Raw genomic sequence first — 20,974 nt, 5'->3', positions numbered from 1 at the left:
GCGGGACACTGGGCGCCGTGATCCGAGTCGTCACGGTCTGCACCGGCAACATCTGCCGCTCCCCCATGGCCGAGCAGGTGCTGCGCGCGGCGTTCGACGACGCCGGCGTGGGCGGACAGGTCGAGCTCTCCAGCGTCGGCATCGGCCCGTGGCACGTCGGCGAACCGATGGACCGGCGGGCGGCGGCGACGCTGTCGGCGCACGGGTACGGCACCGACCACGTGGCGCGTCAGGTCGACGACGACGTCGTCGGGGCCGACCTGCTGCTCGCCGCCACCGCCGACCACGCCCGCGACCTGCGCCGCGCCGGGGCCGACCCGGGACGGGTCCGGCTGCTCCGCTCGTTCGACCCCGCCGCGCCCGACGGCGCCGAGGTGCCCGACCCCTACTACGGCGGCGACGAGGGCTTCGACGAGGTGCTGGCGATGATCGAGGCGGCGGCGCCCGGGGTGGTGGCGTGGGCGAAGGAGCGGGTGTGACCCGTCTGCTCGGGCAGGCCGTCGTCTCGACCCGTTCCCTCGGGTCGGTCGAGCTCTGCACGCTCGACGACGGGCGGGACGTCGTCGTGAAGCGAGGTGACGTGGCGGCCGAGGCGGCGGGTCTGCGCTGGCTGGCCGAGCCCGGGGCGGTCGCGGTGCCGGAGGTGCTCGACGCGGACGGGACCGTGCTGGTGACGACGACGGTGCCCCGCGGCTCGGCGTCGCGGCCGGCCGCGGAGGCCTTCGGCCGGTCCCTGGCGGCCCTGCACGCGGCAGGGGCGCCGGCGTTCGGCGCGCCGCCCCCGGGCGGACCGACCGGGGCGTGGATCGGGGAGGCCCCGATGCGGAACGTCCCGCACGACGGACCCTGGCTCGACTGGTACCTCGCCGACCGGGTGCAGCCCTACCTGCGGACGGCCGTCGACCGGGGCGCGCTGTCGGCCTCGGCGGCGTCGCGCATCGAGGGTGCGGCGCTGCGACCGGGCCCCGAGGAGCCGCCCGCCCGGCTGCACGGCGACCTCTGGAGCGGGAACGTGCTGTGGTCGGACGACCGGGCCTGGGTGATCGACCCGGCCGCGCACGGCGGGCACCGGGAGACCGACCTCGCCATGCTCGCCCTCTTCGGCTGCCCGCACCTGGAGACGGTGCTCGCCGCGTACGACGAGGCCGCACCGCTGGCCGACGGCTGGCGCGACCGGGTCGGGCTGCACCAGCTCTTCCCGCTGCTCGTGCACGCGACGCTGTTCGGCGGCGGGTACGGCGACGCGGCGCTCCGAGCGGTGACCTGACACGACGGCGGCATACTGAGGGGGTGCGCTTCCTGCTCCGTCCCGGCTGGATCGCCCTGACGTTGGCGGTCGCCGGGTTCGCGTTCGGCTGCTACTACCTGCTCGCGCCCTGGCAGTTCCACCGCAGCACCGAGCGCGACGGGGCGAACGCCGCGCTCGTCCGGGCCGTGTCCACCGCTCCGGTGCCGCGCGGCGAGCTCGTGCCGCGGGGCGCGGAGCCCGACGCCGACGCGGCCTGGCGGCAGGTGGTCGTCACCGGCTCCTACCGGGGCACCGACGTCCTGGCCCGGCTCCGCTCGGTCGACGGGAGCGCGGCGAGCGAGGTCCTCACGCCGTTCCGGACGACGGACGGCGACACCCTCCTCGTCGACCGCGGCTACGTCCGCCCCGACGGCGTCGTGCTCCCGCCGATCGCACCGGCCCCCGGGGGTGTGGTCACGCTCGTCGCCTACCAGCGCCCGGACGAGTCGCCCACCGACCGCGCCCCGATCGACCAGGCCGGGTACCGGCAGTTCTACGCGATCGACGCCGCGCAGATCGGTCCCGTGGTCGGCGCACCGCTCAGCCCCGGCTACCTGCAGCTGCTCCCCGACCAGCCCGGCAGCCTGACCGCGGTCCCGCTCCCCCCGCCCGACCCGAACTCCTCGTACTCCTATGCCTGGCAGTGGTTGATCTTCGGGGTCATGGCGATCGGCGGCTGGTTCTACTTCGTGCGCCTCGAGTACCGCACACGTCAGGAGCAGGAGAGCCTTCCCGACGCCGGGTCGGGCCCGGCTGCGGAGCCCACCCCCCGCACCACCGCGGAGGTCCTCGCGGACCGGTACGGCCGCTGAGGCCGCACCCTCCCCTCCGCGACGGTCACACCAGGGACGACCCGGCGAGCCCGGACCTGTCTCACGTGACCCTCGCGAGTGCCACCGCCGCGCCCGCCGTCACGAGCGCGGACGCCGCGACGACCACCCGGGAGAGCCGGACCGCGCGGGCCAGGTCGGCGACGCGCGGCGGCGGGCCCGAGCCGAGCGTCGGCCGCTCCTGCACGCCGTAGGGGTAGACGGTCCGCCCGCCGAGCCGCCGCCCCAGCGCGCCCGCGAAGGCGGCCTCGACCGGCCCGGCGTTGGGGCTGGGATGGCGGGCGGCGTCGGCCCGCCAGGCCGCGACCGCCCGGGTGGGGCGGCCTCCGACCACCGGGGCAGCACCCGCCGTCAGGAACGCGGCGAGCCGGGCCGGGACCCCGTTGAGGACGTCGTCGAGGCGGGCGCTCGCCCACCCGAAGTGACGGTGGCGCTCCGAGAGGTGGCCGACCATGGCGTCCAGGGTGTTCGCAGCCCGGTACCCGAGCAGCCCCGGCACACCCGCGACCGCGCCCCAGACCAGCGGCGCGACGACGGCGTCCGAGGTGTTCTCCGCGACCGACTCCAGCGCCGCGCGGGCGAGGCCGTCGGCGTCGAGCGACGACGGGTCCCGCCCACAGAGGGAGGGCAGCCGGCGGCGGGCGGCGGCGAGGTCGTCGGCGGCGAGTTCCGCGGCCAGCGCCGATCCCTCGGCCGCGAGCGACCGGCCACCGAGCACGGCCCAGGTGGCGACGCCCGTGACCAGCACCCGCCCCGACCACGAGCGCGCGACCGCCCGCTCCGCGAGCGCCCCACCGGCCACGACCCCGCCGACGAGCACCGCGCAGTAGGCCGCGCCGCGGGGTCGCGAGTCCGCCCACCAGGCCCGCTCGAGCCGGGCGGCCGCCGACCCGAAGACGGCGACCGGATGGCCGCGTCGCGGGTCACCGAGTACAGCGTCCGCGGCGACTCCCAGCAGCAGACCGAGCGCTCGCGAGGACATCGGTCGATCATGGCAGGGTCGGTGGCGTGACCTTCAGCGACGAGCTCTGGGACTCCGCGGCCGACGTCTACGACGCCGTCCGCGCCCACCCGTTCCTCACCGGCCTCACCGACGGGACGCTGCCGCACTCCGCGTTCGGCTACTTCGTCACGCAGGACAGCCACTATCTGCGCGGTTACGCCCGGGCCCTCGCCGTGCTCGCGGCGCGGGCACCGACCGAGGACGACACCACGCTCTTCGCCCAGCACGCGGCGGGCGCGATCGCCGCGGAGCAGGAGATGCACGCGGAGCTCTCCGACGCCCTGCACACCGATCGCGCCACGCCGCCCGGGCCCACCACGCTCGCCTACACCAGCTACCTGCTGGCCACGGTGCACGGCGGGTCGTTCGCGGAGGGGCTCGGCGCGGTGCTGCCGTGCTACTGGATCTACGCGCGGGTGGGCGCGGCACTGCTCGTCGAGTCGTCCCCCGACCCGCTCTACGCGCGCTGGATCGCGATGTATGGCGGCGACGAGTTCCAGGCCGTGGTCGACGCGGCGGTGGGCGTCATGGACCGGGTGGCCGACGACCTCGCGCCCGCGGAGCGTGCCCGCGTGCTCGACCACTACCGCACGACCTCGCGCTACGAGTGGATGTTCTGGGACGCGGCCCGGCGCGAGGAGACCTGGCCGGTCTGAACACGACGACGGCGGGCCCCCGACCGGGGACCCGCCGTCGTGGAGTCGGGAGGTCAGGCCTCGACGAGCTCGGTCGCCGAGGTGCGGCGCCAGTTGCGGTGCGCGTAGGCGGCGAGGCTCGAGGCCACTCCGAATCCTGCACCGGCAACGACGACCATCGACACGAAAACAGCAGCCACGGGTGGCTCCTCCTCACCACGTGCACGCGCCGCGTCCGGTGACCGGGTCCGGATGACCCGACCGGAGGGACGGCGCTTGCGAGCGTCGGATGCTGGCTGCATCCACCCCGTATGACGCATCGATCTCGGGGCGTGTTCCATGTTCCGACCGGTGGATCTTCGTGTGCCGTGTCACCCTGCCCCAAGCAGTTTCGCGAGCAAAGCAGGCAATTCGGACATTTGCCCGAACATCGTCGGGCGAGTTTCTTCGGCGCACCGCATGGTTAATGGTTCGAACCAGTGGCGCGGCACGCGTTCGCAAGGCGGGGAGGACACGACGTGACGGATACGGCGGAGGCAGGGTCCGGCGGGACGCCGGCCAACATCACGGTCACCGACGACGCGACGATGAAACGTGCCGTCGGCGCGGCGGCGGTCGGCAACATCACCGAGTGGTTCGACTTCGGCGTCTACGCGTACCTGGCGACGACGATCGAGTCGAACTTCTTCCCACCGGGACCCCTCGCCCAGATCGGCGTCTTCGCGGGCTTCGCGGTGTCGTTCCTGGTCAGGCCGCTGGGCGGACTGTTCTTCGGGCCGCTCGGCGACCGGATCGGTCGCACGAAGGTCCTCTCCATCACCGTCATCATGATGGCGGTCGGGACCTTCCTGCTCGGCTTCATCCCGCCCTACTCGGCGATCGGTATCTGGGCCCCGATCCTGCTGGTGCTCTGTCGCGTCGTGCAGGGCTTCTCCACCGGCGGCGAGTACGCGGGCGCGATGACCTTCATCGCCGAGTACTCGCCGGACCGACGGCGCGGGTTCTTCGGCAGTTTCCTCGAGTGCGGCACCTTCATCGGCTACGCGCTCGGCGCCACGGTCGCCACGGTCATCCCGCTGGTCTCCTCGCCCGAGTTCGCGTCCACGTGGGCCTGGCGTATCCCGTTCTTCATCGCACTCCCCCTCGGCATCACCGGCGTGTACCTGCGGGTGAAGCTCGAGGAGACGCCCGCCTTCCAGACGCTGCTCTCGGAGTCCGAGGAGCGGGAGGGCACGCAGGCGGGCGCCGGCATCAAGACGCTGTTCACGAAGTACTGGCCGGTCATGTTCATCGCCGGCGGCATCGTCATGGCCTGGAACATCCCGAACTACATGCTGACCAGCTACATGCCGACGTTCCTCGAGGAGGACGTCACCCGCACCGGCGGTCAGGCCATCGACTCCACGACGTCCCAGATCACGCAGATCATCATCCTGTGGGTCGTCGTGTTCATCATCCCGGCCCTGGGCCGGCTGTCCGACCGCATCGGTCGCAAGCCCCTCATGCTCACCGCGGCGATCGGGACGATCGTGCTGGCCTTCCCGATGATCTACCTGGTCACGCTCGGGTCGGTCGCCCTGGTGGGCGTCAGCCTCGCCGTCATGGCCCTGATGCTGATCCTCTTCAGCGCGACGTCGCCCTCGACGCTGCCGGCGCTGTTCCCGACCGAGATCCGCTACGGCGGCCTGTCCATCACCTTCAACATCTTCGTCTCCGCGTTCGCGGGCACCACGTCGTTGATCATGTCCGCCCTGGTGATCGGCACGGGGTGGGCCTACTGGCCCGCCGTCTACCTGATCTTCGGTGGGCTCGCGGGTCTCGTCGCCGTCATCGCCCTCCGCGACCCGGCGGGGCGGCCCCTCCCGGGCTCGAACCCGAGCGTCTCCACCCCGGAGGAGGCCCGCGAGCTCGAGGCCACCGGCGCGACGGCACGCGGTTAGCCCGTTCCCGACGACGGGTCGGTGCTGGACCCGTCGTCGAGGATCAGGCCGGGCGGCGCAGGACGAACCGGCTCTCCACGACCGTCGTGTACGTGCCCGAGGAGTGCACGTACCCGGTCGGGTAGAGCGCGTGCTGGGGGCCGCCGAACTGCACGAGCTCCCAGCCGTCGCGGCCGAGCCGGTTGAGGTGCTCGGCGAACAGTCGGGCCCACGGGACGCTGTAGGGCCGGTACTCCTCGAAGATCAGCTCGTCCTTCGGGCCGATCGCGTAGGCCTGCCACTCCGCCGTCTCGTGGCTCGACGACGACGGGTCCAGGTCGGCCTTCGCGAGCTGCACGGCCGAGATCTCGAGGGTCGCGTACTCCCAGGCGGTCACCCGCGGCAGCCTGGCACGTCGGTCCGGTCCCTCACGACGCGCGTTCGTGCCGCGACGTCGGCGGCACCGCGCGTGGCGGCCGCAGCGGGGACACCACCCCGCGGCGCAGGTTGGCCCGCCCGACGGGGATCCCGGCCCGTGGCCGTTCGACCGAACGGCCGGCGAGGGTCTGCGGGCCACGGCCGGGTGCCTGGGCCGTCGAGTCCCCGAGGAGGAAGCCGGCGGCCTTGGCCGCCAGGGCGACCACGACGAGGACGAGGCCGGGCAGCAGGTGCCCCAGGGCGATCGTCGCGACCCCGACGGCGAGCAGCGCGAAACCCGTGAGCAGCAGGACCGCCGTGCGCATCCTCAGCACGGTAGGTGATGCCTCGACCGACCGCGCTGCTCTGTTCGGGTAGTCGTCCGTCCTGGTGACGTGCGCGGAGCGCGCCCGTATGGTGCGCACGAGCGATCATCAGGAGGGGTGCATGAGGGAAGTCGCCGTCCGTTACGTCAACGGACCGCTGCAGGGCACCGGAGCGGTCTCACTGCCCGACGACGGGCCCGCGGAGCCGCCGTTGGTGCAACGCATCCCGCTCCCCACCACCGAGCGCGGCCTGCGGGAGACGATGTCGCGCATGGTCGGCGGTCAGGGCCACGCCATCTACGAGCGGACGGCGCGCAACGAGGCCGAGGAGTGGGAGTACCAGCTGGTCCGGGTCGAGTGACGGCGCGGCGCGTCCCGCTCGTGGCGCGGGCGCGGGCCCGCGGAGGAGGATGCGGGCCATGACGGGAGCCGCGCCGCAGACCCACCCGGAGATCGTCGTGCGTCCGGCCGAGGAGGACGACGCCCCGCGGATCGCCGACGTCTTCGGGGGCTACGTGCTCGCCTCCATCGCGACGTTCGTGGAGGACCCGCCGTCCGCCGACGTGTGGCGCGAACGGATCGCCGCCGCCCGGGAACAGAAGCTGCCGTTCGTGGTCGCGGACCTCCCGGCCGGCGGACCGGGCACGTCGGCCCCGGGGCTGTCCGTGGCCGGGTTCGCCGCCTGCTCCCAGTTCCGGCCGCACGCCGCCTACCGCTACACCGTCGAGGACTCGGTCTACATCGCTCCCGAGGCCACCGGGCGCGGGCTGGGCGGGCGCCTGCTCTCCGCGCTCGTGGACGGCCTCGCGCACACCGACGTCCGGCAGGTGGTCGCCGTGATCGCGACACTGCCCGACGCGCGGCACGACACCCCCTCGATCGTCCTGCACCGCCGGCTCGGTTTCGAGGTGGTCGGCCGGATGCCGGCGGTCGGCTACAAGCAGGGCCAGTGGGTCGACACCGTGATCATGCAGAAAGACCTGCAGGCCCGACCCTGACGATCACCGCCGCCGTTTCGTCCGACGAGCAGCGCGTGCGCTCGCCGGATTTTCGACAGGCCGCGACGCCGCCGCCGCACACGATTACGCGGAATGCGCGTCCTCGGCGTCACGCGCGCGACCGGTAACCGTTCCATCGTCGGGCGCCGGATCACCTCGACGGCGTCCGCACGTCCGGCCGGGCGCCCGCCGCCACGGTGCGCCCGGCCGGCCCTTGCTCCGGTGCCCGCGAGTAAGTCCTTCACCTGCAAGGACGGGCACCTCACCCCCGAGCGTCGCAGGGCCCTGACGCGGCCCGTGAACCCGTTGACGACCGGCTGCGCCCGATCGGGCGAAATCCCGCTGAAATCGTCCAGGTCTCAACGGAATGGTGATCACTCATCCAGTGAGAGGATCAGGCGCATCGGGCGCACCTTCTGCCCCGATCCCGACCCGCATTCCCGCCGAACGGGCGACGAGAAACCCGTTGTGAAATCGCAGGTTGCCCCGGAATGAGCGGTGTCCGTCCGTTATCCGTAGCATTCCGCCCCGTGGAACCTGCTCATGGCGACCTGCTCGCGGCCGAGCCGGAGGACACCTCCGGGGAGGTCGTGGGGTACGGCCGTGGGTCGACCAGCATGCCCAGCGACGCGGGGGATCCCGAGGAGCAGCGCGCCGCCCTGCTGGCCGCCGGGTGCACCCGGATGTTCGTCGACGCCTCGTCGGGCAAGGGCGGCGCCGCCCGGCCGGAGTTCGACGCGTGCATGGGCTCGCTCGAACCCGGCGACGTCCTCGTCGTGGTGCGACTCGACCGCCTCACCCGGTCGCTACCCCACCTCGTCGGACTCGTGGGCGAGCTGCGGACGCGCGGGGTCGGGTTCCGGTCGCTGCACGAGGGCCTCGACACCACCACCCCGGGTGGCCGCCTCGTGTTCCACGTGTTCGCGGCCCTCGCGGAGTTCCTGCGGGAGTTGCTGGTCGAGGGCACCCGGGACGGTCTGGCCGCCGCCCGCGCCCGCGGTCAGCGCCTCGGTCGTCCGCCGGCCCTGTCGCCGGACCAGGTGTCCCAGGCGCGGTCGATGCTGGCCCGCCCGGAGAACTCCGTCGCCTCGATCGCGCGGCTCCTGGGGGTCAGTCGCTCCACGCTCTACAAGCACGTCCCCGAGCTCGGCGGACGTCAGGTCGTCCCGCCCGCCTCCGAACCCGCGCCGACGCCGGGCGACTGAGCTCCCCGGGGAACGGGTGTGGGCTGCGCCCCCGCCCGTCAGGTCGGGCGCGACCCCGCGACGCGTCGCCGCGCGCCACCGGTCGTCCGCGTGCGGACCCGTGCCGCCCGCGCCGCCTCACGGACCGTGGGGCGCTCGGCGCCGTCCTCGGACGGCGTCTGTTCGGTCGGGGCCTGCTCGGGGTGCACCTCGGCGGCCGCGCCGGCAGCAGCCGCAGCGGGGCCGCCCGACAGCGGGACGGACGGCGGCCGTCCGGGCGCAGGGGCGGCGGGGGTCGGAGGAGCGGGTGAGGGCCCGGCGGGACGTGGACCGGGGGCCGGGGTGGTCGCCCGCGCGGGCGCCGACGGCGGCGCGTTCACACCGGGACCCGTCCCGGACACCGGGTGGAGCGGACGTGGGGCCGCCGGAACGGTCACGGCCGCGGCCGGGCCGCCGTGCGGCGGACGCACCGGCATCGGCGCCACCGGGCGCGGCGGCGCCGGCACCGGCCGGACGGGAGGCGTCGCGGGAGCGGGCGGGCCCGCCGTCGGGACCTCCGCCGCCCTGGACGCCGCCGGTCGTCCCCGGTCGAACCACTGCAGGGTGCGCCCGGCCGCCCAGGAGTTGACGCCGGCGACGAGCCCCACCCCGAACGCGATCACCGCGACGGCCCACGCGCCGGCGACGACCAGCCCCAGCGCGGCGAGGAGGGCGGCCGCCGCGACCAGGCCCGCCGCGACCATCGTCGAGGCCGCCGCGCCCCCGGACTCGTGGACGCAGTACCAGGGCAGCGCCACCCGGCGTCGGGAGCTCCTCACAGGAGGGGCAACGGACGGGGACGGCCCGGGGTGACGGTCCACCTCAGGGCGCCACGCGCCGCATCCGGACGACGGCCACACCGGCCGAGTCGAACTCGCGTCCGCTCTCGACGTACCCGTGCCGGGCGTAGAGCGCGAGGTTGCCGGCACTGCGGTCGCCGGTGACCAGGGCCGACTCGACACCCGGCGCGAGGCTCGCGTGGGCTGCCTCGATCAGGGCGGTGCCGATCCCCCGCCCCTGGAGGTCCGGCGCCACCGAGCACCGCGCGAACCCCACCGGCCCCGGCCCGTCGACCCCGAGCAGCCGCACGCTCCCGACCAGACGAGGACCGATCCAGGCCGCCCACCCGCGCGTGCCCGGCCGCTCCAGGTCGGCAGCGAGTTGGTCGACGGTCTCCACGAGCGGTGGGATGGCGAACGTGCCGTACAGCCGCCCCTCGGAGAGGAACGCGGCGTACTGCACGGTGAGCGCCTCACCGGCGTGTCCGGGCCGCAGCCGGTCCACGAGGACCGGCACCGACCCGACGTCGGGAAGGGAGGCCATCACACCTCGGCCATGACCTCGTCGGAGGCGTCGAAGTTGGAGTAGACGTTCTGGACGTCGTCGGAGTCCTCGAGCGCGTCGATGATCCGGAGGACCTTGCGGGCGCCGTCGGCGTCGACCTCGACGTTCATCGACGGGACGAACGACGCCTCCGCCGACTCGTAGTCGATCCCGGCCTCCTGGAGGGCCTTCCGGACGGCCACGAGGTCGGTCGCCTCGCTGAGGATCTCGAAGTTCTCCCCCAGGTCGTTGACCTCTTCGGCGCCGGCCTCGAGGACCGCGAGCAGCAGGTCGTCCTCGGCCAGCTCGGTCCCGCCCTGCTCCTTGGCGACGATGATGACGCCCTTGCGGTTGAACAGGTAGGCGACCGAACCCGGGTCGGCCATCGCGCCACCGTTGCGGCTCATCGCGATCCGGACCTCGCCCGCGGCCCGGTTCTTGTTGTCCGTCAGGCACTCGATGAGCACCGCGACGCCGCCCGGCGCGTAGCCCTCGTAGGTGATCGCCTGGTAGTCGGCGCCACCGGCCTCGGCGCCCGACCCGCGCTTGACCGCTCGGTCGATGTTGTCGTTCGGGACCGACGTCTTCTTCGCCTTCTGGATGGCGTCGTAGAGCGTCGGGTTGGCGCCCGGGTCGCCGCCGCCGGTCCGCGCCGCGACCTCGATGTTCTTGATCAGCTTCGCGAACATCTTGCCGCGCTTGGCGTCGATGGCGGCCTTCTTGTGCTTCGTCGTCGCCCACTTGGAGTGGCCGCTCATGGCTCTCCCGCCCTTCGTCGTCTCGCGCGTGGCCGTGCGGCGCCGGGCCACCACGCTTTCCACGGGGGAGGGTGCCGGCGCCGGCACGGGCGGCGAGGGCCCACTGCGGGGCCCGTCGCGCTCCTACCTCGGCCACCCAGTCTACCGGCGGTCCGCCCTTCCCGACGACGGGTCGTCCCCGAGCCGGGTAGGTCGCGCCTCGGCGGATCCTGTGGTCGATCGTGATCAACTCGTGATCTTGCTTCGGGGCTCCACCTGGCGTTCTGCGGCCGTGACTGTCAGGAGTTCGAACTACAGTTCGAGTCATGGCGGTGGAGGCGGGGTTCGCGGTGGGCGACGGGGTGTTCGACACCCCGCTGCCCGGCGTGCCGTTCGCCGACCCGCGGGATGCGGTGGGGCAGGAGTGTGAGGCCGGGCTGGTGGCCTGGCAGGCCCGGATGGTGCACGACGAGTGGCGGCGGGCGTGCTGGATGCTGGAGACGGCCCGGGCCCGCGCGGACACGCTGCAGCGGTGGCCGGAGCCGGACCCGCGGGTGATCGCCGCCCGGCTGGGGTGGTCGGTGGCGATGGCCGCGTCCCGGTTGGAGACCGCGCAAGGGGCGTTGGAGCGGCTGCCCCGGCTCGGGGAGGCGATGCGGGAGGGCCGGGTGGAACACGCCAAGGCCGCGGTATTCGTCGCCGGGCTGCGCGATGTCACCGACGAGCAGGCCACGGTGGTGGTCGACGCCCTGATCTCGCAGGCCCCGAAGCTCGGGGTGTGGGAGCTGCAGCAACGGATCGCCGCCGCGGTGAAGGACGTCGACCCGCTCGGGGCGGAGAACCGCCGCGACGCGGCGGTCGCCCGGTCGCGGGTGTCGACGCGGATCGCGCCGTCGGGGGCGGCGGAGATCCACGGGCTGGATTTGGATCCGGGGATGGCGGTGCCGGCGTTCGAGCGGATCGCCGCGGTCGCCGAGGTCGCGGTGGAGCGGTTGAAGGCGGCCGGGAACTCGGTGGGGCCGGCGAAGGTGCAGGCCCAGGTCTATCTGCGGCTGCTGCACGGCTGCCCGCACGGCAGTGATGACCTCGCGGTGTTGGAACAGGTCGTCCTCGACCTCACCACCCCCGCCGGCCCGGCCGACGATCTCGACGACCTGCCCGACCTCGACGACCTCCCCGACCCCGATGACGGGCCGGACGACGGCCCGGACGACGGGCCGGACGACGGGCCGGACGACGGGCCCGACGACGGCCCGCACGACGACGGCCCGGATGACGGGCCCGACGACAGAGGCTCCTGTGGCGCTGGCCCGGACGACCACGGCGGCCCCGACGACGGTGGCCCCTCGGACGGCGCCCGCTCGGCCGGTGGCCCCTCGGAGAGCGGCCCCTCCCCGAGCGACGACGGCGGTCCGGACGAACGCCCCGACGCCGGCCGGTGGAGCGACCACGCGCCTGACGCAGCTACCGCGGAGGACCTCGACACTCTCTTGCCCACTGCTTCACCGCCGGGGTGGCAGCCCGGGGGCCCCGAACCCGACCCGCCGCCACCGGACACGCCCGACCCCCGGGTGCCGACCACCGAGCCGCCGCCCGACCTGGCGGCGCGGTGGACCGAACGCGGGCTGGTGTTCCCACCCGCCACCCTGCGCACCACGTTGGCGTGCGTGCTCGGGCTGCAACGCGCCCACGGCCGTATCGGTGCCGGCACCCTGACCGGCTGGGACGCCTACCGCGCGGCGTGGGCGAGAACCTGCGCCCAGTTCCGGGTGCTGCTCTACGACCCCGACGGCGCCCTCGAACACGTGCTGCTCGTTCGTGCTCCACAGCAGCCCGCCGCGGACCCGCGCTACCGGCGCCAGGTCGTCGAACTCACCGCCCACACCAGCGAGGTCGACACCCTCGACCCCGAGCGGCAACTGATCGGGAGCTGGGCCGAACTCGCCCGCCGCACCCGACGAGCCCTCGTTGCCGCCCGCGAACGACCCGTCGACGAGCACCCCGCCCACAGCACCCGCGAGGCCGGCCACCGGTTCCCCGGCGCCGAGCTGACCCGCTGGATCCACGCCCGCGACCGCACCTGCCGGTTCCCGATGTGCACCGTCCCCGCCGTCGCCTGCCCCATCGACCACACCCACGACCACACCCACGGCGGACCCACCCAGGCCGACAACCTCGGCCCCCTCTCCGTGGGTGATCACCTCCGCAAACACGACCCGACCTCCGGCTGGACCGTCCGCCAGACCAGACCCGGCCGATTCGTGTGGACCGCCCCCACCGGCACCCACCACCTCGTCGAACCCGACCCCTACCGACCCCTACGACCGGTCGCACGAGACCGGTTCGACCACGGCATCACCGACCCCCACACCACAGCCCGCCCAACGCGGCCCTGGCAGCCACGCACCGACCAACACGGCCACCTCACCGACGCCCAACGACAGACCCTCCACGACCTCGACCGCAGGAGACGCCAACAGCAGAACCAACCTCCGAACCCCCACGACGACGAGCCGCCGTTCTGACCGCACCCCGATGCAGTAGCGTCTGAGTTTCCCACTGCAACTCAGGAGGTCCGGTGAGCACCGACACCACGCCCGTCGTCCGGGAACGCGCCTACACCTGGGAGGACCCCCGCGCTCTGGCCGGTCAGATCGCCGGTCGCACCGGGTTGGAGTTCCTGCAGGCGCTGGTGTCCGGGGAGCTCCCGCCGCCGCCGATCATGGCGACGATCGGCGCAGGGGTGGAGTCAGTCGAGGCGGGGTGGGTCGTCTTCACGCTGACGCCGGCGGAGTTCCACTACAACCCCATCGGCTCGGTCCACGGCGGGGTCTTCGCAACGCTGCTCGACTCGGCCTGCGGCTGCGCGGTGCAGTCCACGTTGCCCGCCGGGGTCGGCTACACGAGCCTCGACCTGAGCGTGCGGTTCCTGCGGCCGATGTCGTCGGACACCGGTCCGGTGCGCTGCGAGGGCACGGTGGTCTCGGCCGGGCGACGGGTCGTCCTGGCCCGGGCGTCGATCACCGACGGCACGGGCCGCCTCCTCGGCGAGGCCACGTCGAGCTGCCTGCTCCTGAGCTGAGCTCAGGCCGACCGACGCCGCGCACCCGGGCCGGGCACCACCCGGACCCGGTCGGTCGGGGCGAGCACGTGCCCGTCCGCGCACACCTCCTGCAGCGCGACCAGTGCGCCGCACTCGTGCACCGCGAACGCGGGCGGGCCGGCCTCCCCCGCGGAGTGCCGATCACCGAAGGCCATCAACGCCAGGAGCACGGGCCGCAGGTCGCGTCCGGCCGTGGTCGGCCGGTACTCCCGGCGAGCGCGGTGCCCGGGCTCGCGGTACTCCCGGGTCTCGACGAAGCCCGCCTCGACCAGGGTCCCCAGCCGCCGGGTGAGCACGTTGCGGGCGATGCCCAGGTGCTCGACGAGCTCGTCGAACCGTCGCACCCCGTTCAGCACGTCCCGGAACACGAGCACCGTCCACGGCTCGCCGAGCACGGCCATCGTCCGCGCGATCGAGCACGTCGCGGAGTCGAGCTCGCGCCAGTCCATGACCCGAGAATAGCTGGGTGGCGGCCCGGAACTCAGGCGGTGTACTCGCGGACCCGCTGCAGGAACAGGTCGTGCAACCGCGCGTCGCCGGTCTGCTCCGGGTGGAACGCCGTGGCCATGACCGGGCCCTGACGCACCGCCACGACCTTGCCCGACGCCGGGCCGCTCACGCTGCCCGGGATGCGGGCCAGCACGTCGACCCCGCGACCGGTCGACTCCACCCACGGGGCGCGGATGAACACGGCCCGCACGGGACCCCCGTGGATCCCGGTCACGGCCAGGTCGGACTCGAACGACTGCACCTGACGACCGAAGGCGTTGCGCCGGACCACGATGTCGAGGGCACCGAGCTGGTGCTGGTCGGGCCGGGCGTCGATCGCCTCGCGGGCCAGCAGGATCATCCCCGCGCACGAACCGAACGCGGGCATCCCGGCGGCGAGCCGGGCGCGCAGCGGCTCGAGCAGGTCGAACGCCACGAGGAGCTTCGACAGCGTCGTCGATTCACCACCCGGCAGCACCAGCCCCGCCACCTCGTCGAGCTCGGCCGGGCGCCGCACCGGCCGGGCGTCGGCACCGCAGGCCCGGAGCGCGTCGAGGTGCTCGGCGACGTTGCCCTGCAGTGCCAGGACCCCGACGGGCGCCGAGGCGCCCCCTCCGGTCGTCACCGTCATCGTCCCCGTCTCCTACATGTTGGCCCGGCCCGGGAAGCGGGCCCGGTACTCGTCCAGGTGCTGTGTCGCGCACATCCGTTGTTCCTGCTGCCCGTTCGCCTGGGACATGCACTCGTCGAGGGTGAGCCCCTCACCGAAGGTGCCGGTCCCGAGCAGGGCGGGCACGACGACCGTCAGCCCCCAGACCAGCCCGACCAGCCCGAGGGCCAGCCCGGCGAGGGCAGCGCCGCCGGAACGCTCCGGGTCGTGGAACGCACGGCGGGCCCCGATGAATCCCACGACGACCGCCGCCAGCCCGGCGACCACGCCGACCCAGCCCAGCACCCACGCGGTGCCCACCGCGATGACGCCGAGGACCAACGCCGGGGTGCCCCAGCCGGCGAGGCCGCGACCCTCGCGGTCACGCGAGACGTCGGCGGGGCGGGAGGTCGTCATGCGCAGGATGCTCCCACGCGCGGCGCGACCGCTACTCCGCGGCGTCGGGGAAGCGCTGGTTGAACTCGGTGATGTGCTGCGACTTGCACATGTGCATCTCGAACGACGAGGTGGCCTGCGACAGGCACTGGTCCAGGGTCAGCCCGTCACCGAACGCCCCGCCGCCGAAGAAGCTCTGGGACACGACGACCGCGCCCCACACGAGGCCCACCGCCCCGAGCACGAGCCCCCCGAGCGAGTAGGCACCGTCGGTGGCCAGCCCCCGCCACGCCCGCCGGGCGCCCAGGAACCCCGCCACGGCCGCGAACAGGCCGAGGACCACCCCGGCCCACCCGCTCCAGGCCGTCCCGGCGGCGAGCACCCCGAGGACCAGGGCGGGCAGCCCCATGCCCGCGCGGCGCTCCGGCTTCCCGGACTGTTCCGGCTGCTCCGACTCGGCCTCGGGCGCCGCCGGCTGCACGGGGGCGGGAGGTCGAGGTGCGGCAGGGCCCGGCGTCGGGGTGGGCCTCGGGGTCGGGCGCGCGGCACCCACGACGGGCAGCACGTCCGTGGGCGCGTCGACCGGCTGCATCGGCACGACGCGCCGCCGGGCGCCCTGGTTCGTCTCCGCGGTCATCGCCCGCGATCCTCCCATCCGCGTGTGTGGACCGGGTGGGGCCGCCTACCAGCCGCCTACCTCACCGCCTGCCAACCGCCTACCAACCCCGGACGGCGAGCCGCTCCGCGTCGGACAGGTCGGTGCGACCGACCATCGCCTCGCCGAGGCCGGCCGAGACCTTGGCGATCACGTCGGGGTCGTCGTGGAAGGTGGTGGCCTTGACGATGGCCTCGGCGCGCCGCGCCGGGTCACCCGACTTGAAGATGCCGGAGCCGACGAACACGCCCTCGGCGCCCAGCTGCATCATCATCGCGGCGTCGGCCGGGGTGGCGATGCCGCCGGCGGTGAACAGCACGACGGGCAGCCGGCCCGACTCGGCGATCTCCTGGACCAGCGGCAGCGGGGCCTGCAGCTCCTTGGCCGCCGTGTACAGCTCCTGGGCGTCCATCCGCGCGAGGCGGCGGATGTCGCTGCGGATCGCGCGCATGTGCCGCGTGGCCTCGACGACGTTGCCGGTGCCGGCCTCGCCCTTCGACCGGATCATCGCCGCGCCCTCACCGATGCGGCGCAGCGCCTCACCGAGGTTGGTCGCCCCGCAGACGAAGGGGACGGTGAAGGCCCACTTGTCGATGTGGTGCGCCTCGTCGGCCGGGGTGAGCACCTCGGACTCGTCGACGTAGTCGACGCCGAGCGACTGCAGCACCCGCGCCTCGACGAAGTGACCGATCCGGGCCTTCGCCATGACCGGGATGGACACGGCCTCGACGATCCCGGTGATCATCTCCGGGTCGGACATGCGGGCGACGCCGCCGTTGGCACGGATGTCCGCGGGGACGCGCTCGAGCGCCATGACGGCGACGGCGCCGGCGTCCTCGGCGATCTTCGCCTGCTCGGTGTCGACGACGTCCATGATGACGCCGCCCTTGAGCATGTCGGCCAGGCCGCGCTTCACCCCGTCGGAGCCGGTCTGGGGCGTGGTGGTCTGGGTCGGGCGGGTCACGAGCGTGCCTCCAACGACGACGGTGGGTTCACCCCCGATGCTAAACGCCACCCCCGACGACGTCGGGGTGACGAGGGCTACTGGATGGGAACCGGGGCGTCCACCGGGTCCAGCGAGCCCGGGTCGCCGAGCAGGTCCCCGAGCTGGCGGGGGTAGACGACGTCGACGGTGGCGGCGAGCTCGGTGCGCGTCCACCAGCGGTGCCGGCGCACGGTGCGCCGTTCCAGCTCGGTGAAGCCCGAGACGTCGATCTCGGGCGTCGGGTCCACGCGCAGCAGGAAGAACAGCTCGCGGGCGGCGTAGGAGACGCCGTCGTGGCTGAACATCACGTCGCGCACCCAGACCGGGCCGGCCAGGTCACCCGCCGTCAGCCCGGTCTCCTCCCGCAGCTCGCGGGTCGCGGCCCCGGCCGGCTCCTCCCCCGGCTCGACGCCGCCACCCGGGGTGAACCAGAAGGTCTCGGTCGGGCGGGCGGGGTCGACGCCCTCGAAGAGCAGCACCCGCTCGTCGGGGTCGAGCACGACGACGCGGGCGGCGTCGCGGGCCACCGCGGGCCCCTCGGCGTCGTCGGCGGACCCGGCCGGCCCGGGGTCGGCGGCCGGCTCGGCGATCTCGAAGTACTCCGGGTACGGAGCGGTGCCCGCGAGCCGCAGTGCGCGGACCATCCGGCGGCCGCGCAGCGCACGGGTGTCGCGCACGGCGTCGTTGTGGATGCGGCGGGCCACCACCACCCGGGCGTCCGCGTCGGCGAGCTCGGCCGAGAGGTCCGGCGACAGCGTCGCCGTCTCCAGCGGCGCCCGGCGCGCCACCAGGTCGTTCTCGGCGGCCTCGCGGGACTCCCCCTCCCCCGCGGCCTCGACCGCGCGGGCTGCGGCGCGCAGCGCCCGACGGTCGGTCGGTGAGAGCGCCGACGGCGGGGCGGTCGCGGCGACCGCGCGGACCACGGCCGCCCGCCGGTCGAGCGCGGCGACGAGCCCGAGGCGGGCGGCGTCCACCCGCACGTGGAGCCGGTCGAGCCGGCGCGCCCGGCCGATCGCGACGAGCGCCGTCACCAGCAACAGCACGACGACCACGGCGATGACGACGACGAGGACCCACCCGCCCGGCCCGAAGACGTTCACCCCGGGAGGTTACCGCCGGGGCGCGGCCCGCCCGGCGCGCAGGGCGGGCTCGGCGAGGGCCGCCACCCGCCGCGGGTCGGCCGCCACCGCGACCTCGTACACCCGCAGCACGGCCGCCGCGACGGCGCTCCAGTCGAAGGCTCGCACCCGCGCCCGCCCGGCGTCCGCGAGCACCCGCCGTCGGGACGGGTCCTCGAGCAGTCCGGCGAGGCCCGCGGTCCAGGCGGCGGGGTCGTCCGGGGGCAGCAGCAGGCCGGCCGGCGCGCCGGTGTCGGGGTCGGTGAGGACCCGGCGGAACGCCTCGATGTCGCTCGCGGCGACCGGAGTGCCCGCGGCGAGGCCCTCGGCGACGACGATGCCGAAGCTCTCGCCGCCGGTGTTCGGGGCCGCGAGCACGTCCATCGCGCCGAGCGCGCGCGCCTTCGTGCGGTCGTCGACGGCACCCAGGACCTCGACCCGGTCGGTGAGCGCCGCCGGCAGCCGGCGGCGCAGCTCGGCCACGTCGCCGCGCCCGACGACGAGCAGGCGGGCGTCCAGCGGCGCCAGCGCCTCGAGCAGGATCGGCATCCCCTTGCGGGGCTCGTCGAACCGGCCGACGAAGCCCACGGTGGGCGGACCCGGCGGGCGCGGCAGCGGGTCGGCGGCGGACGACGCGAGGGCCGGCACGTCGACGCCGTTCGGGATCTCCACCGCGTCGCCGCCGAGGTGCTCGACGTACACCTGGCGGGCCAGCGGCGACACCGCGACGCGCGCGGTCACCCGCTCGAGCAGCGGCCGCAGCACGGGCTGGAAGGCGAGCATGGTGCGCGACCGCGGGGTGGAGGTGTGGAAGGTCGCGACGACGGGTCCCTCGGCGACCGCGAGCGCCAGCATCGACAGGCTCGGCGCGGTCGGCTCGTGCAGGTGCAGCACGTCGAAGTCGCCCGCGGCGAGCCAGCGCCGCACCCGGTGCATCGACACCGGGCCGAAGGTCAGACGCGCGACCGACCCGTTGTAGCGGATCGCCACCGCCCGGCCCGCCCGCGTGACGAACTCCGGCACCGGGGTCGACTCGCTCGCCGGGGCGAGCACGTCGACGTCGTGGCCCAGCCCGCGCAGGGCCCGGGCGAGGTCCAGCACGTGCGCCTGCACGCCACCCGCCACGTCCAGCGAGTAGGGACACACGATGCCGACGCGCATTGGCCACAGTCTGCCGGGAGCCGGGAGTACCGTGCACCGATGGCCCAGGTGGACGACGTCGACCGGCAGCTGCTGCGGCTGCTCGGCGCCGACCCACGGGCCTCCGCGCGCAGCCTGTCCCGCGCGATCGGCATGTCCCCCGGCGCCGTCGGCGAGCGCCTCGAACGGCTGCAGGAGCGCGGTGTGATCCGCGGGTGGACCCTCGACGTCGACCCGGCCGCCCTCGGCTACGGCCTCGAGGTGCTGGTGGCGATCGAGCTGCGCCAGGGCAAGCCGGTGGAGACGACGATCGACCTGCTCTCGGGCATCGCCGAGGTCCGGTCGATCCAGCTGGTCACCGGCCGGTGGGACCTCGTGCTGACCCTGCTGGTGCGCGACCAGAACCACCTGCGCGACGTGCTGCTCGCCGACGTCTGGTCGGTGGCGGACTTCCAGCACAGCGAGACGATGATCATCCTCGACACCCGCCGCCGGACCGGCTCAGTCGAGGAGTAGCTCCCCGGCCGGATCGCCCAGGACCGCCCCGACCCGCGCGAGGACCTTCGAGCCCAGCTCGCCGTCGACCAGCCGGTGGTCGAACGACAGGGACAGGGTGGTCACCTCCCGCAGCGCGACCTCCCCGCGGTACTCCCACGGCCGGCGCCGGATCGCTCCGACGCACAGGATCGCCGACTCGCCCGGGTTGAGGATCGGCGTCGCGGCGTCCACGCCGAACACCCCGACGTTGGTGATCGTCGCCGTCCCGCCCCGCATCCGCTCGGGGGGCGTCCGGCCCGCGCGGGCCGTCGTCGTCAGGTCCTCGAGCGACCGGGCCAGCCCGGGCAGCGTCAGCGACCCGGCGTCGGGAACGTTCGGCACGATCAGCCCGCGCTCGGTGGCGGCCGCGATCCCGAGGTTCACCGTCCGGAGCCGGACGATCTCCTGGTTCGCCTCGTCCCACCGCGCGTGGACCTCCGGGTGGTGGCGGATCGCCGAGAGCAGGGCCCGCGCGACCAGCAGCAGCGGCGTCACCCGGATCCCCGCGAACGCGGGGTGTTCCTTCAGGGCGGCGACGGTCGCCACCGTCGCGGTGACGTCGACGGTGAGGAACTCGGTGACGTGCGGGGCGGTGAAGGCCGAGGTGGTGACGGCGGCGGCGGTCGCCTTCCGCACCCCCGCGATGCGCTCGCGGGTGTCGCCCGGGGGCTCGGGGTGCTCGCTGCGTTCGAGGTGCCGGCGCACGTCGTCGCGCGAGATGCGCTCGCCGTCGTGGGCCACCGCGGCCAGATCGACGCCGGCGTCCTTCGCCATCTTCCGCACCGGCGGCGTCGCGCGCGGTCCCGCTCCCCCGTCCTGCCGCTCCCCGTTCCCGACGCCGGGTCGGGCCGGCTCGGGTGTCACCGGTCGCCGGCGCCGACGCCGGGTGGCGGAGGCGCTCGTGCCGTAGCCGACGAGGACGCTGCCGGAGCCCTCGGGCGCGGCGGGCTCGTCCTCCCCGGTGGTGATCGCGACCAGCGGGGACCCGACGGCCACCGTGTCCCCCTCGGCGGCGAGGAGCTCGTGCACCGTGCCGTCGAACGGGCAGGGCAGCTCGACGGCGGCCTTCGCGGTCTCGACCTCCACGAGGGTCTGGTTGACCGTGACCGGGTCCCCGACGGCCACGTGCCAGTGCAGGACGTCGGCCTCGGTCAGGCCCTCGCCGACGTCGGGGAGGCGGAAGGTCTCGCGGCTCACCGGACT

At 74.4% G+C, this 20,974-nt stretch carries 26 protein-coding genes; 11 read left to right on the top strand and 15 right to left on the bottom strand.

Features of this window, described 5'->3' with window-relative positions:
• Nucleotides 1-17 precede the first annotated feature (17 nt).
• The 3 genes from QSK00_RS14315 to QSK00_RS14305 are packed head-to-tail and all read left to right on the top strand — an operon-like array spanning nucleotide 18 to nucleotide 2,100.
• Nucleotides 18-479, top strand: a complete 462-nt coding sequence (locus QSK00_RS14315) for a low molecular weight protein-tyrosine-phosphatase (protein ID WP_285591731.1) — start codon at nucleotides 18-20, stop codon at nucleotides 477-479.
• On the top strand, nucleotides 476-1,267 hold the full coding sequence (locus tag QSK00_RS14310) for a fructosamine kinase family protein (RefSeq protein WP_502872039.1): 792 nt from the start codon (nucleotides 476-478) through the stop codon (nucleotides 1,265-1,267). Before QSK00_RS14315 ends, QSK00_RS14310 begins: the two co-directional genes overlap by 4 nt.
• Before the next feature lie 23 nt (nucleotides 1,268-1,290).
• A complete protein-coding gene (locus tag QSK00_RS14305) occupies nucleotides 1,291-2,100 on the top strand; it encodes an SURF1 family cytochrome oxidase biogenesis protein (RefSeq protein WP_285591730.1) in 810 nt (269 codons plus the stop codon).
• Between the two features lie 61 nt (nucleotides 2,101-2,161).
• On the opposite strand, the gene QSK00_RS14300 is transcribed toward QSK00_RS14305, so the two are convergent.
• Nucleotides 2,162-3,100 carry a cobalamin biosynthesis protein gene (locus QSK00_RS14300; RefSeq protein WP_285591729.1) on the bottom strand — a complete coding sequence of 313 codons (939 nt, stop codon included), beginning with the start codon at nucleotides 3,098-3,100 and terminating at the stop codon, nucleotides 2,162-2,164.
• Nucleotides 3,101-3,126: 26 nt separating this feature from the next.
• Here QSK00_RS14300 and tenA point away from each other — a divergent pair, with 26 nt between their 5' ends.
• Nucleotides 3,127-3,777, top strand: a complete 651-nt coding sequence (tenA, locus tag QSK00_RS14295; RefSeq protein WP_285591728.1) for a thiaminase II — start codon at nucleotides 3,127-3,129, stop codon at nucleotides 3,775-3,777.
• Nucleotides 3,778-3,830: 53 nt separating this feature from the next.
• Here tenA and QSK00_RS14290 read toward each other — a convergent pair whose 3' ends face one another.
• A complete protein-coding gene (locus QSK00_RS14290; RefSeq protein ID WP_285591727.1) occupies nucleotides 3,831-3,956 on the bottom strand; it encodes a hypothetical protein in 126 nt (41 codons plus the stop codon).
• A 318-nt stretch (nucleotides 3,957-4,274) separates the two neighbouring features.
• On the opposite strand from QSK00_RS14290, the gene QSK00_RS14285 reads away from it, so the two are divergent.
• The gene (locus QSK00_RS14285) at nucleotides 4,275-5,696 is read left to right on the top strand and encodes an MFS transporter (protein ID WP_285591726.1); all 1,422 of its coding nucleotides are present in this window, start codon (nucleotides 4,275-4,277) and stop codon (nucleotides 5,694-5,696) included.
• Nucleotides 5,697-5,739: 43 nt separating this feature from the next.
• On the opposite strand, the gene QSK00_RS14280 is transcribed toward QSK00_RS14285, so the two are convergent.
• Both QSK00_RS14280 and QSK00_RS14275 read right to left on the bottom strand, forming a co-directional pair.
• Nucleotides 5,740-6,072, bottom strand: a complete 333-nt coding sequence (locus tag QSK00_RS14280) for a hypothetical protein (RefSeq protein ID WP_285591725.1) — start codon at nucleotides 6,070-6,072, stop codon at nucleotides 5,740-5,742.
• Between the two features lie 31 nt (nucleotides 6,073-6,103).
• The gene (locus tag QSK00_RS14275) at nucleotides 6,104-6,418 is read right to left on the bottom strand and encodes a hypothetical protein (protein ID WP_285591723.1); all 315 of its coding nucleotides are present in this window, start codon (nucleotides 6,416-6,418) and stop codon (nucleotides 6,104-6,106) included.
• Between the two features lie 121 nt (nucleotides 6,419-6,539).
• Between QSK00_RS14275 and QSK00_RS14270 the strand changes: the two genes are divergently transcribed.
• The 3 genes from QSK00_RS14270 to QSK00_RS14260 all read left to right on the top strand — a co-directional run bounded on the left by QSK00_RS14270 (nucleotide 6,540) and on the right by QSK00_RS14260 (nucleotide 8,621).
• Nucleotides 6,540-6,779 (top strand): hypothetical protein, encoded by a 240-nt coding sequence (locus QSK00_RS14270; protein WP_285591722.1) that lies wholly within the window; start codon nucleotides 6,540-6,542, stop codon nucleotides 6,777-6,779.
• A gap of 58 nt (nucleotides 6,780-6,837) precedes the next feature.
• Nucleotides 6,838-7,416, top strand: coding sequence for a GNAT family N-acetyltransferase (locus QSK00_RS14265; RefSeq protein WP_285591721.1), 579 nt, complete (start codon nucleotides 6,838-6,840; stop codon nucleotides 7,414-7,416).
• Nucleotides 7,417-7,946: 530 nt separating this feature from the next.
• On the top strand, nucleotides 7,947-8,621 hold the full coding sequence (locus QSK00_RS14260) for a recombinase family protein (RefSeq protein WP_285591720.1): 675 nt from the start codon (nucleotides 7,947-7,949) through the stop codon (nucleotides 8,619-8,621).
• Between the two features lie 38 nt (nucleotides 8,622-8,659).
• Here QSK00_RS14260 and QSK00_RS14255 read toward each other — a convergent pair whose 3' ends face one another.
• The 3 genes from QSK00_RS14255 to QSK00_RS14245 all read right to left on the bottom strand — a co-directional run bounded on the left by QSK00_RS14255 (nucleotide 8,660) and on the right by QSK00_RS14245 (nucleotide 10,720).
• On the bottom strand, nucleotides 8,660-9,397 hold the full coding sequence (locus QSK00_RS14255) for a hypothetical protein (RefSeq protein WP_285591719.1): 738 nt from the start codon (nucleotides 9,395-9,397) through the stop codon (nucleotides 8,660-8,662).
• 64 nt (nucleotides 9,398-9,461) lie between these two features.
• Complete coding sequence (locus tag QSK00_RS14250; protein WP_285591718.1) at nucleotides 9,462-9,962, bottom strand: GNAT family N-acetyltransferase; 501 nt, start codon at nucleotides 9,960-9,962, stop codon at nucleotides 9,462-9,464.
• On the bottom strand, nucleotides 9,962-10,720 hold the full coding sequence (locus tag QSK00_RS14245) for a YebC/PmpR family DNA-binding transcriptional regulator (protein ID WP_285591717.1): 759 nt from the start codon (nucleotides 10,718-10,720) through the stop codon (nucleotides 9,962-9,964). The genes QSK00_RS14250 and QSK00_RS14245 overlap by 1 nt, the downstream gene beginning before the upstream one ends.
• 305 nt (nucleotides 10,721-11,025) lie before the next feature.
• On the opposite strand from QSK00_RS14245, the gene QSK00_RS14240 reads away from it, so the two are divergent.
• Entirely contained in the window at nucleotides 11,026-13,224 is a 2,199-nt protein-coding gene (locus tag QSK00_RS14240; RefSeq protein ID WP_285591716.1) for an HNH endonuclease signature motif containing protein, read from the top strand.
• A gap of 53 nt (nucleotides 13,225-13,277) precedes the next feature.
• Nucleotides 13,278-13,781: a PaaI family thioesterase gene (locus tag QSK00_RS14235; RefSeq protein ID WP_285591715.1), complete on the top strand. Its 504-nt coding sequence runs from the start codon at nucleotides 13,278-13,280 to the stop codon at nucleotides 13,779-13,781.
• 2 nt (nucleotides 13,782-13,783) lie between these two features.
• Here the strand turns inward: QSK00_RS14235 and QSK00_RS14230 are convergent, their stop codons facing one another.
• The 7 genes from QSK00_RS14230 to QSK00_RS14200 form a co-directional block, all read right to left on the bottom strand.
• Nucleotides 13,784-14,251 carry a winged helix-turn-helix transcriptional regulator gene (locus tag QSK00_RS14230; RefSeq protein ID WP_285591714.1) on the bottom strand — a complete coding sequence of 156 codons (468 nt, stop codon included), beginning with the start codon at nucleotides 14,249-14,251 and terminating at the stop codon, nucleotides 13,784-13,786.
• Nucleotides 14,252-14,283: 32 nt separating this feature from the next.
• Nucleotides 14,284-14,922: a pyridoxal 5'-phosphate synthase glutaminase subunit PdxT gene (gene pdxT, locus QSK00_RS14225; RefSeq protein WP_285591713.1), complete on the bottom strand. Its 639-nt coding sequence runs from the start codon at nucleotides 14,920-14,922 to the stop codon at nucleotides 14,284-14,286.
• 12 nt (nucleotides 14,923-14,934) lie between these two features.
• Complete coding sequence (locus tag QSK00_RS14220) at nucleotides 14,935-15,357, bottom strand: hypothetical protein (protein ID WP_285591712.1); 423 nt, start codon at nucleotides 15,355-15,357, stop codon at nucleotides 14,935-14,937.
• A 31-nt stretch (nucleotides 15,358-15,388) separates the two neighbouring features.
• Nucleotides 15,389-15,973, bottom strand: a complete 585-nt coding sequence (locus QSK00_RS14215) for a hypothetical protein (RefSeq protein WP_285591710.1) — start codon at nucleotides 15,971-15,973, stop codon at nucleotides 15,389-15,391.
• A gap of 79 nt (nucleotides 15,974-16,052) precedes the next feature.
• On the bottom strand, nucleotides 16,053-16,955 hold the full coding sequence (gene pdxS, locus QSK00_RS14210; protein WP_285591709.1) for a pyridoxal 5'-phosphate synthase lyase subunit PdxS: 903 nt from the start codon (nucleotides 16,953-16,955) through the stop codon (nucleotides 16,053-16,055).
• A 77-nt stretch (nucleotides 16,956-17,032) separates the two neighbouring features.
• Nucleotides 17,033-18,076, bottom strand: coding sequence for an NUDIX hydrolase (locus tag QSK00_RS14205; protein WP_285591708.1), 1,044 nt, complete (start codon nucleotides 18,074-18,076; stop codon nucleotides 17,033-17,035).
• A gap of 9 nt (nucleotides 18,077-18,085) precedes the next feature.
• Nucleotides 18,086-19,255, bottom strand: a complete 1,170-nt coding sequence (locus QSK00_RS14200) for a glycosyltransferase family 4 protein (RefSeq protein WP_285591707.1) — start codon at nucleotides 19,253-19,255, stop codon at nucleotides 18,086-18,088.
• Nucleotides 19,256-19,294: 39 nt separating this feature from the next.
• Between QSK00_RS14200 and QSK00_RS14195 the strand changes: the two genes are divergently transcribed.
• Nucleotides 19,295-19,750: an Lrp/AsnC family transcriptional regulator gene (locus QSK00_RS14195; protein WP_285591706.1), complete on the top strand. Its 456-nt coding sequence runs from the start codon at nucleotides 19,295-19,297 to the stop codon at nucleotides 19,748-19,750.
• Here QSK00_RS14195 and QSK00_RS14190 read toward each other — a convergent pair.
• Nucleotides 19,736-20,968: a dihydrolipoamide acetyltransferase family protein gene (locus tag QSK00_RS14190; protein ID WP_285591705.1), complete on the bottom strand. Its 1,233-nt coding sequence runs from the start codon at nucleotides 20,966-20,968 to the stop codon at nucleotides 19,736-19,738. The genes QSK00_RS14195 and QSK00_RS14190 overlap by 15 nt on opposite strands.
• Nucleotides 20,969-20,974 lie beyond the last annotated feature (6 nt).

The organism is Actinomycetospora sp. NBRC 106378 (assembly GCF_030269685.1).
Taxonomy (GTDB): domain Bacteria; phylum Actinomycetota; class Actinomycetes; order Mycobacteriales; family Pseudonocardiaceae; genus Actinomycetospora.
The sequence above is the reverse complement of the archived record's forward strand: the minus strand, read 5'-3'. Positions and strand labels throughout refer to the sequence as shown.

Coding starts and splice junctions, on each gene's coding strand:
- QSK00_RS14300 (WP_285591729.1), bottom strand. CDS start 3,100: ATGTCCTCGCGAGCGCTCGGTCTGCTGCTGGGAGTCGCCGCGGACGCT.
- QSK00_RS14275 (WP_285591723.1), bottom strand. CDS start 6,418: ATGCGCACGGCGGTCCTGCTGCTCACGGGTTTCGCGCTGCTCGCCGTC.
- QSK00_RS14270 (WP_285591722.1), top strand. CDS start 6,540: ATGAGGGAAGTCGCCGTCCGTTACGTCAACGGACCGCTGCAGGGCACC.
- QSK00_RS14265 (WP_285591721.1), top strand. CDS start 6,838: ATGACGGGAGCCGCGCCGCAGACCCACCCGGAGATCGTCGTGCGTCCG.
- QSK00_RS14250 (WP_285591718.1), bottom strand. CDS start 9,962: ATGGCCTCCCTTCCCGACGTCGGGTCGGTGCCGGTCCTCGTGGACCGG.
- QSK00_RS14245 (WP_285591717.1), bottom strand. CDS start 10,720: ATGAGCGGCCACTCCAAGTGGGCGACGACGAAGCACAAGAAGGCCGCC.
- QSK00_RS14240 (WP_285591716.1), top strand. CDS start 11,026: ATGGCGGTGGAGGCGGGGTTCGCGGTGGGCGACGGGGTGTTCGACACC.
- QSK00_RS14230 (WP_285591714.1), bottom strand. CDS start 14,251: ATGGACTGGCGCGAGCTCGACTCCGCGACGTGCTCGATCGCGCGGACG.
- pdxT (WP_285591713.1), bottom strand. CDS start 14,922: ATGACGGTGACGACCGGAGGGGGCGCCTCGGCGCCCGTCGGGGTCCTG.
- QSK00_RS14220 (WP_285591712.1), bottom strand. CDS start 15,357: ATGACGACCTCCCGCCCCGCCGACGTCTCGCGTGACCGCGAGGGTCGC.
- QSK00_RS14215 (WP_285591710.1), bottom strand. CDS start 15,973: ATGACCGCGGAGACGAACCAGGGCGCCCGGCGGCGCGTCGTGCCGATG.
- QSK00_RS14200 (WP_285591707.1), bottom strand. CDS start 19,255: ATGCGCGTCGGCATCGTGTGTCCCTACTCGCTGGACGTGGCGGGTGGC.
- QSK00_RS14195 (WP_285591706.1), top strand. CDS start 19,295: ATGGCCCAGGTGGACGACGTCGACCGGCAGCTGCTGCGGCTGCTCGGC.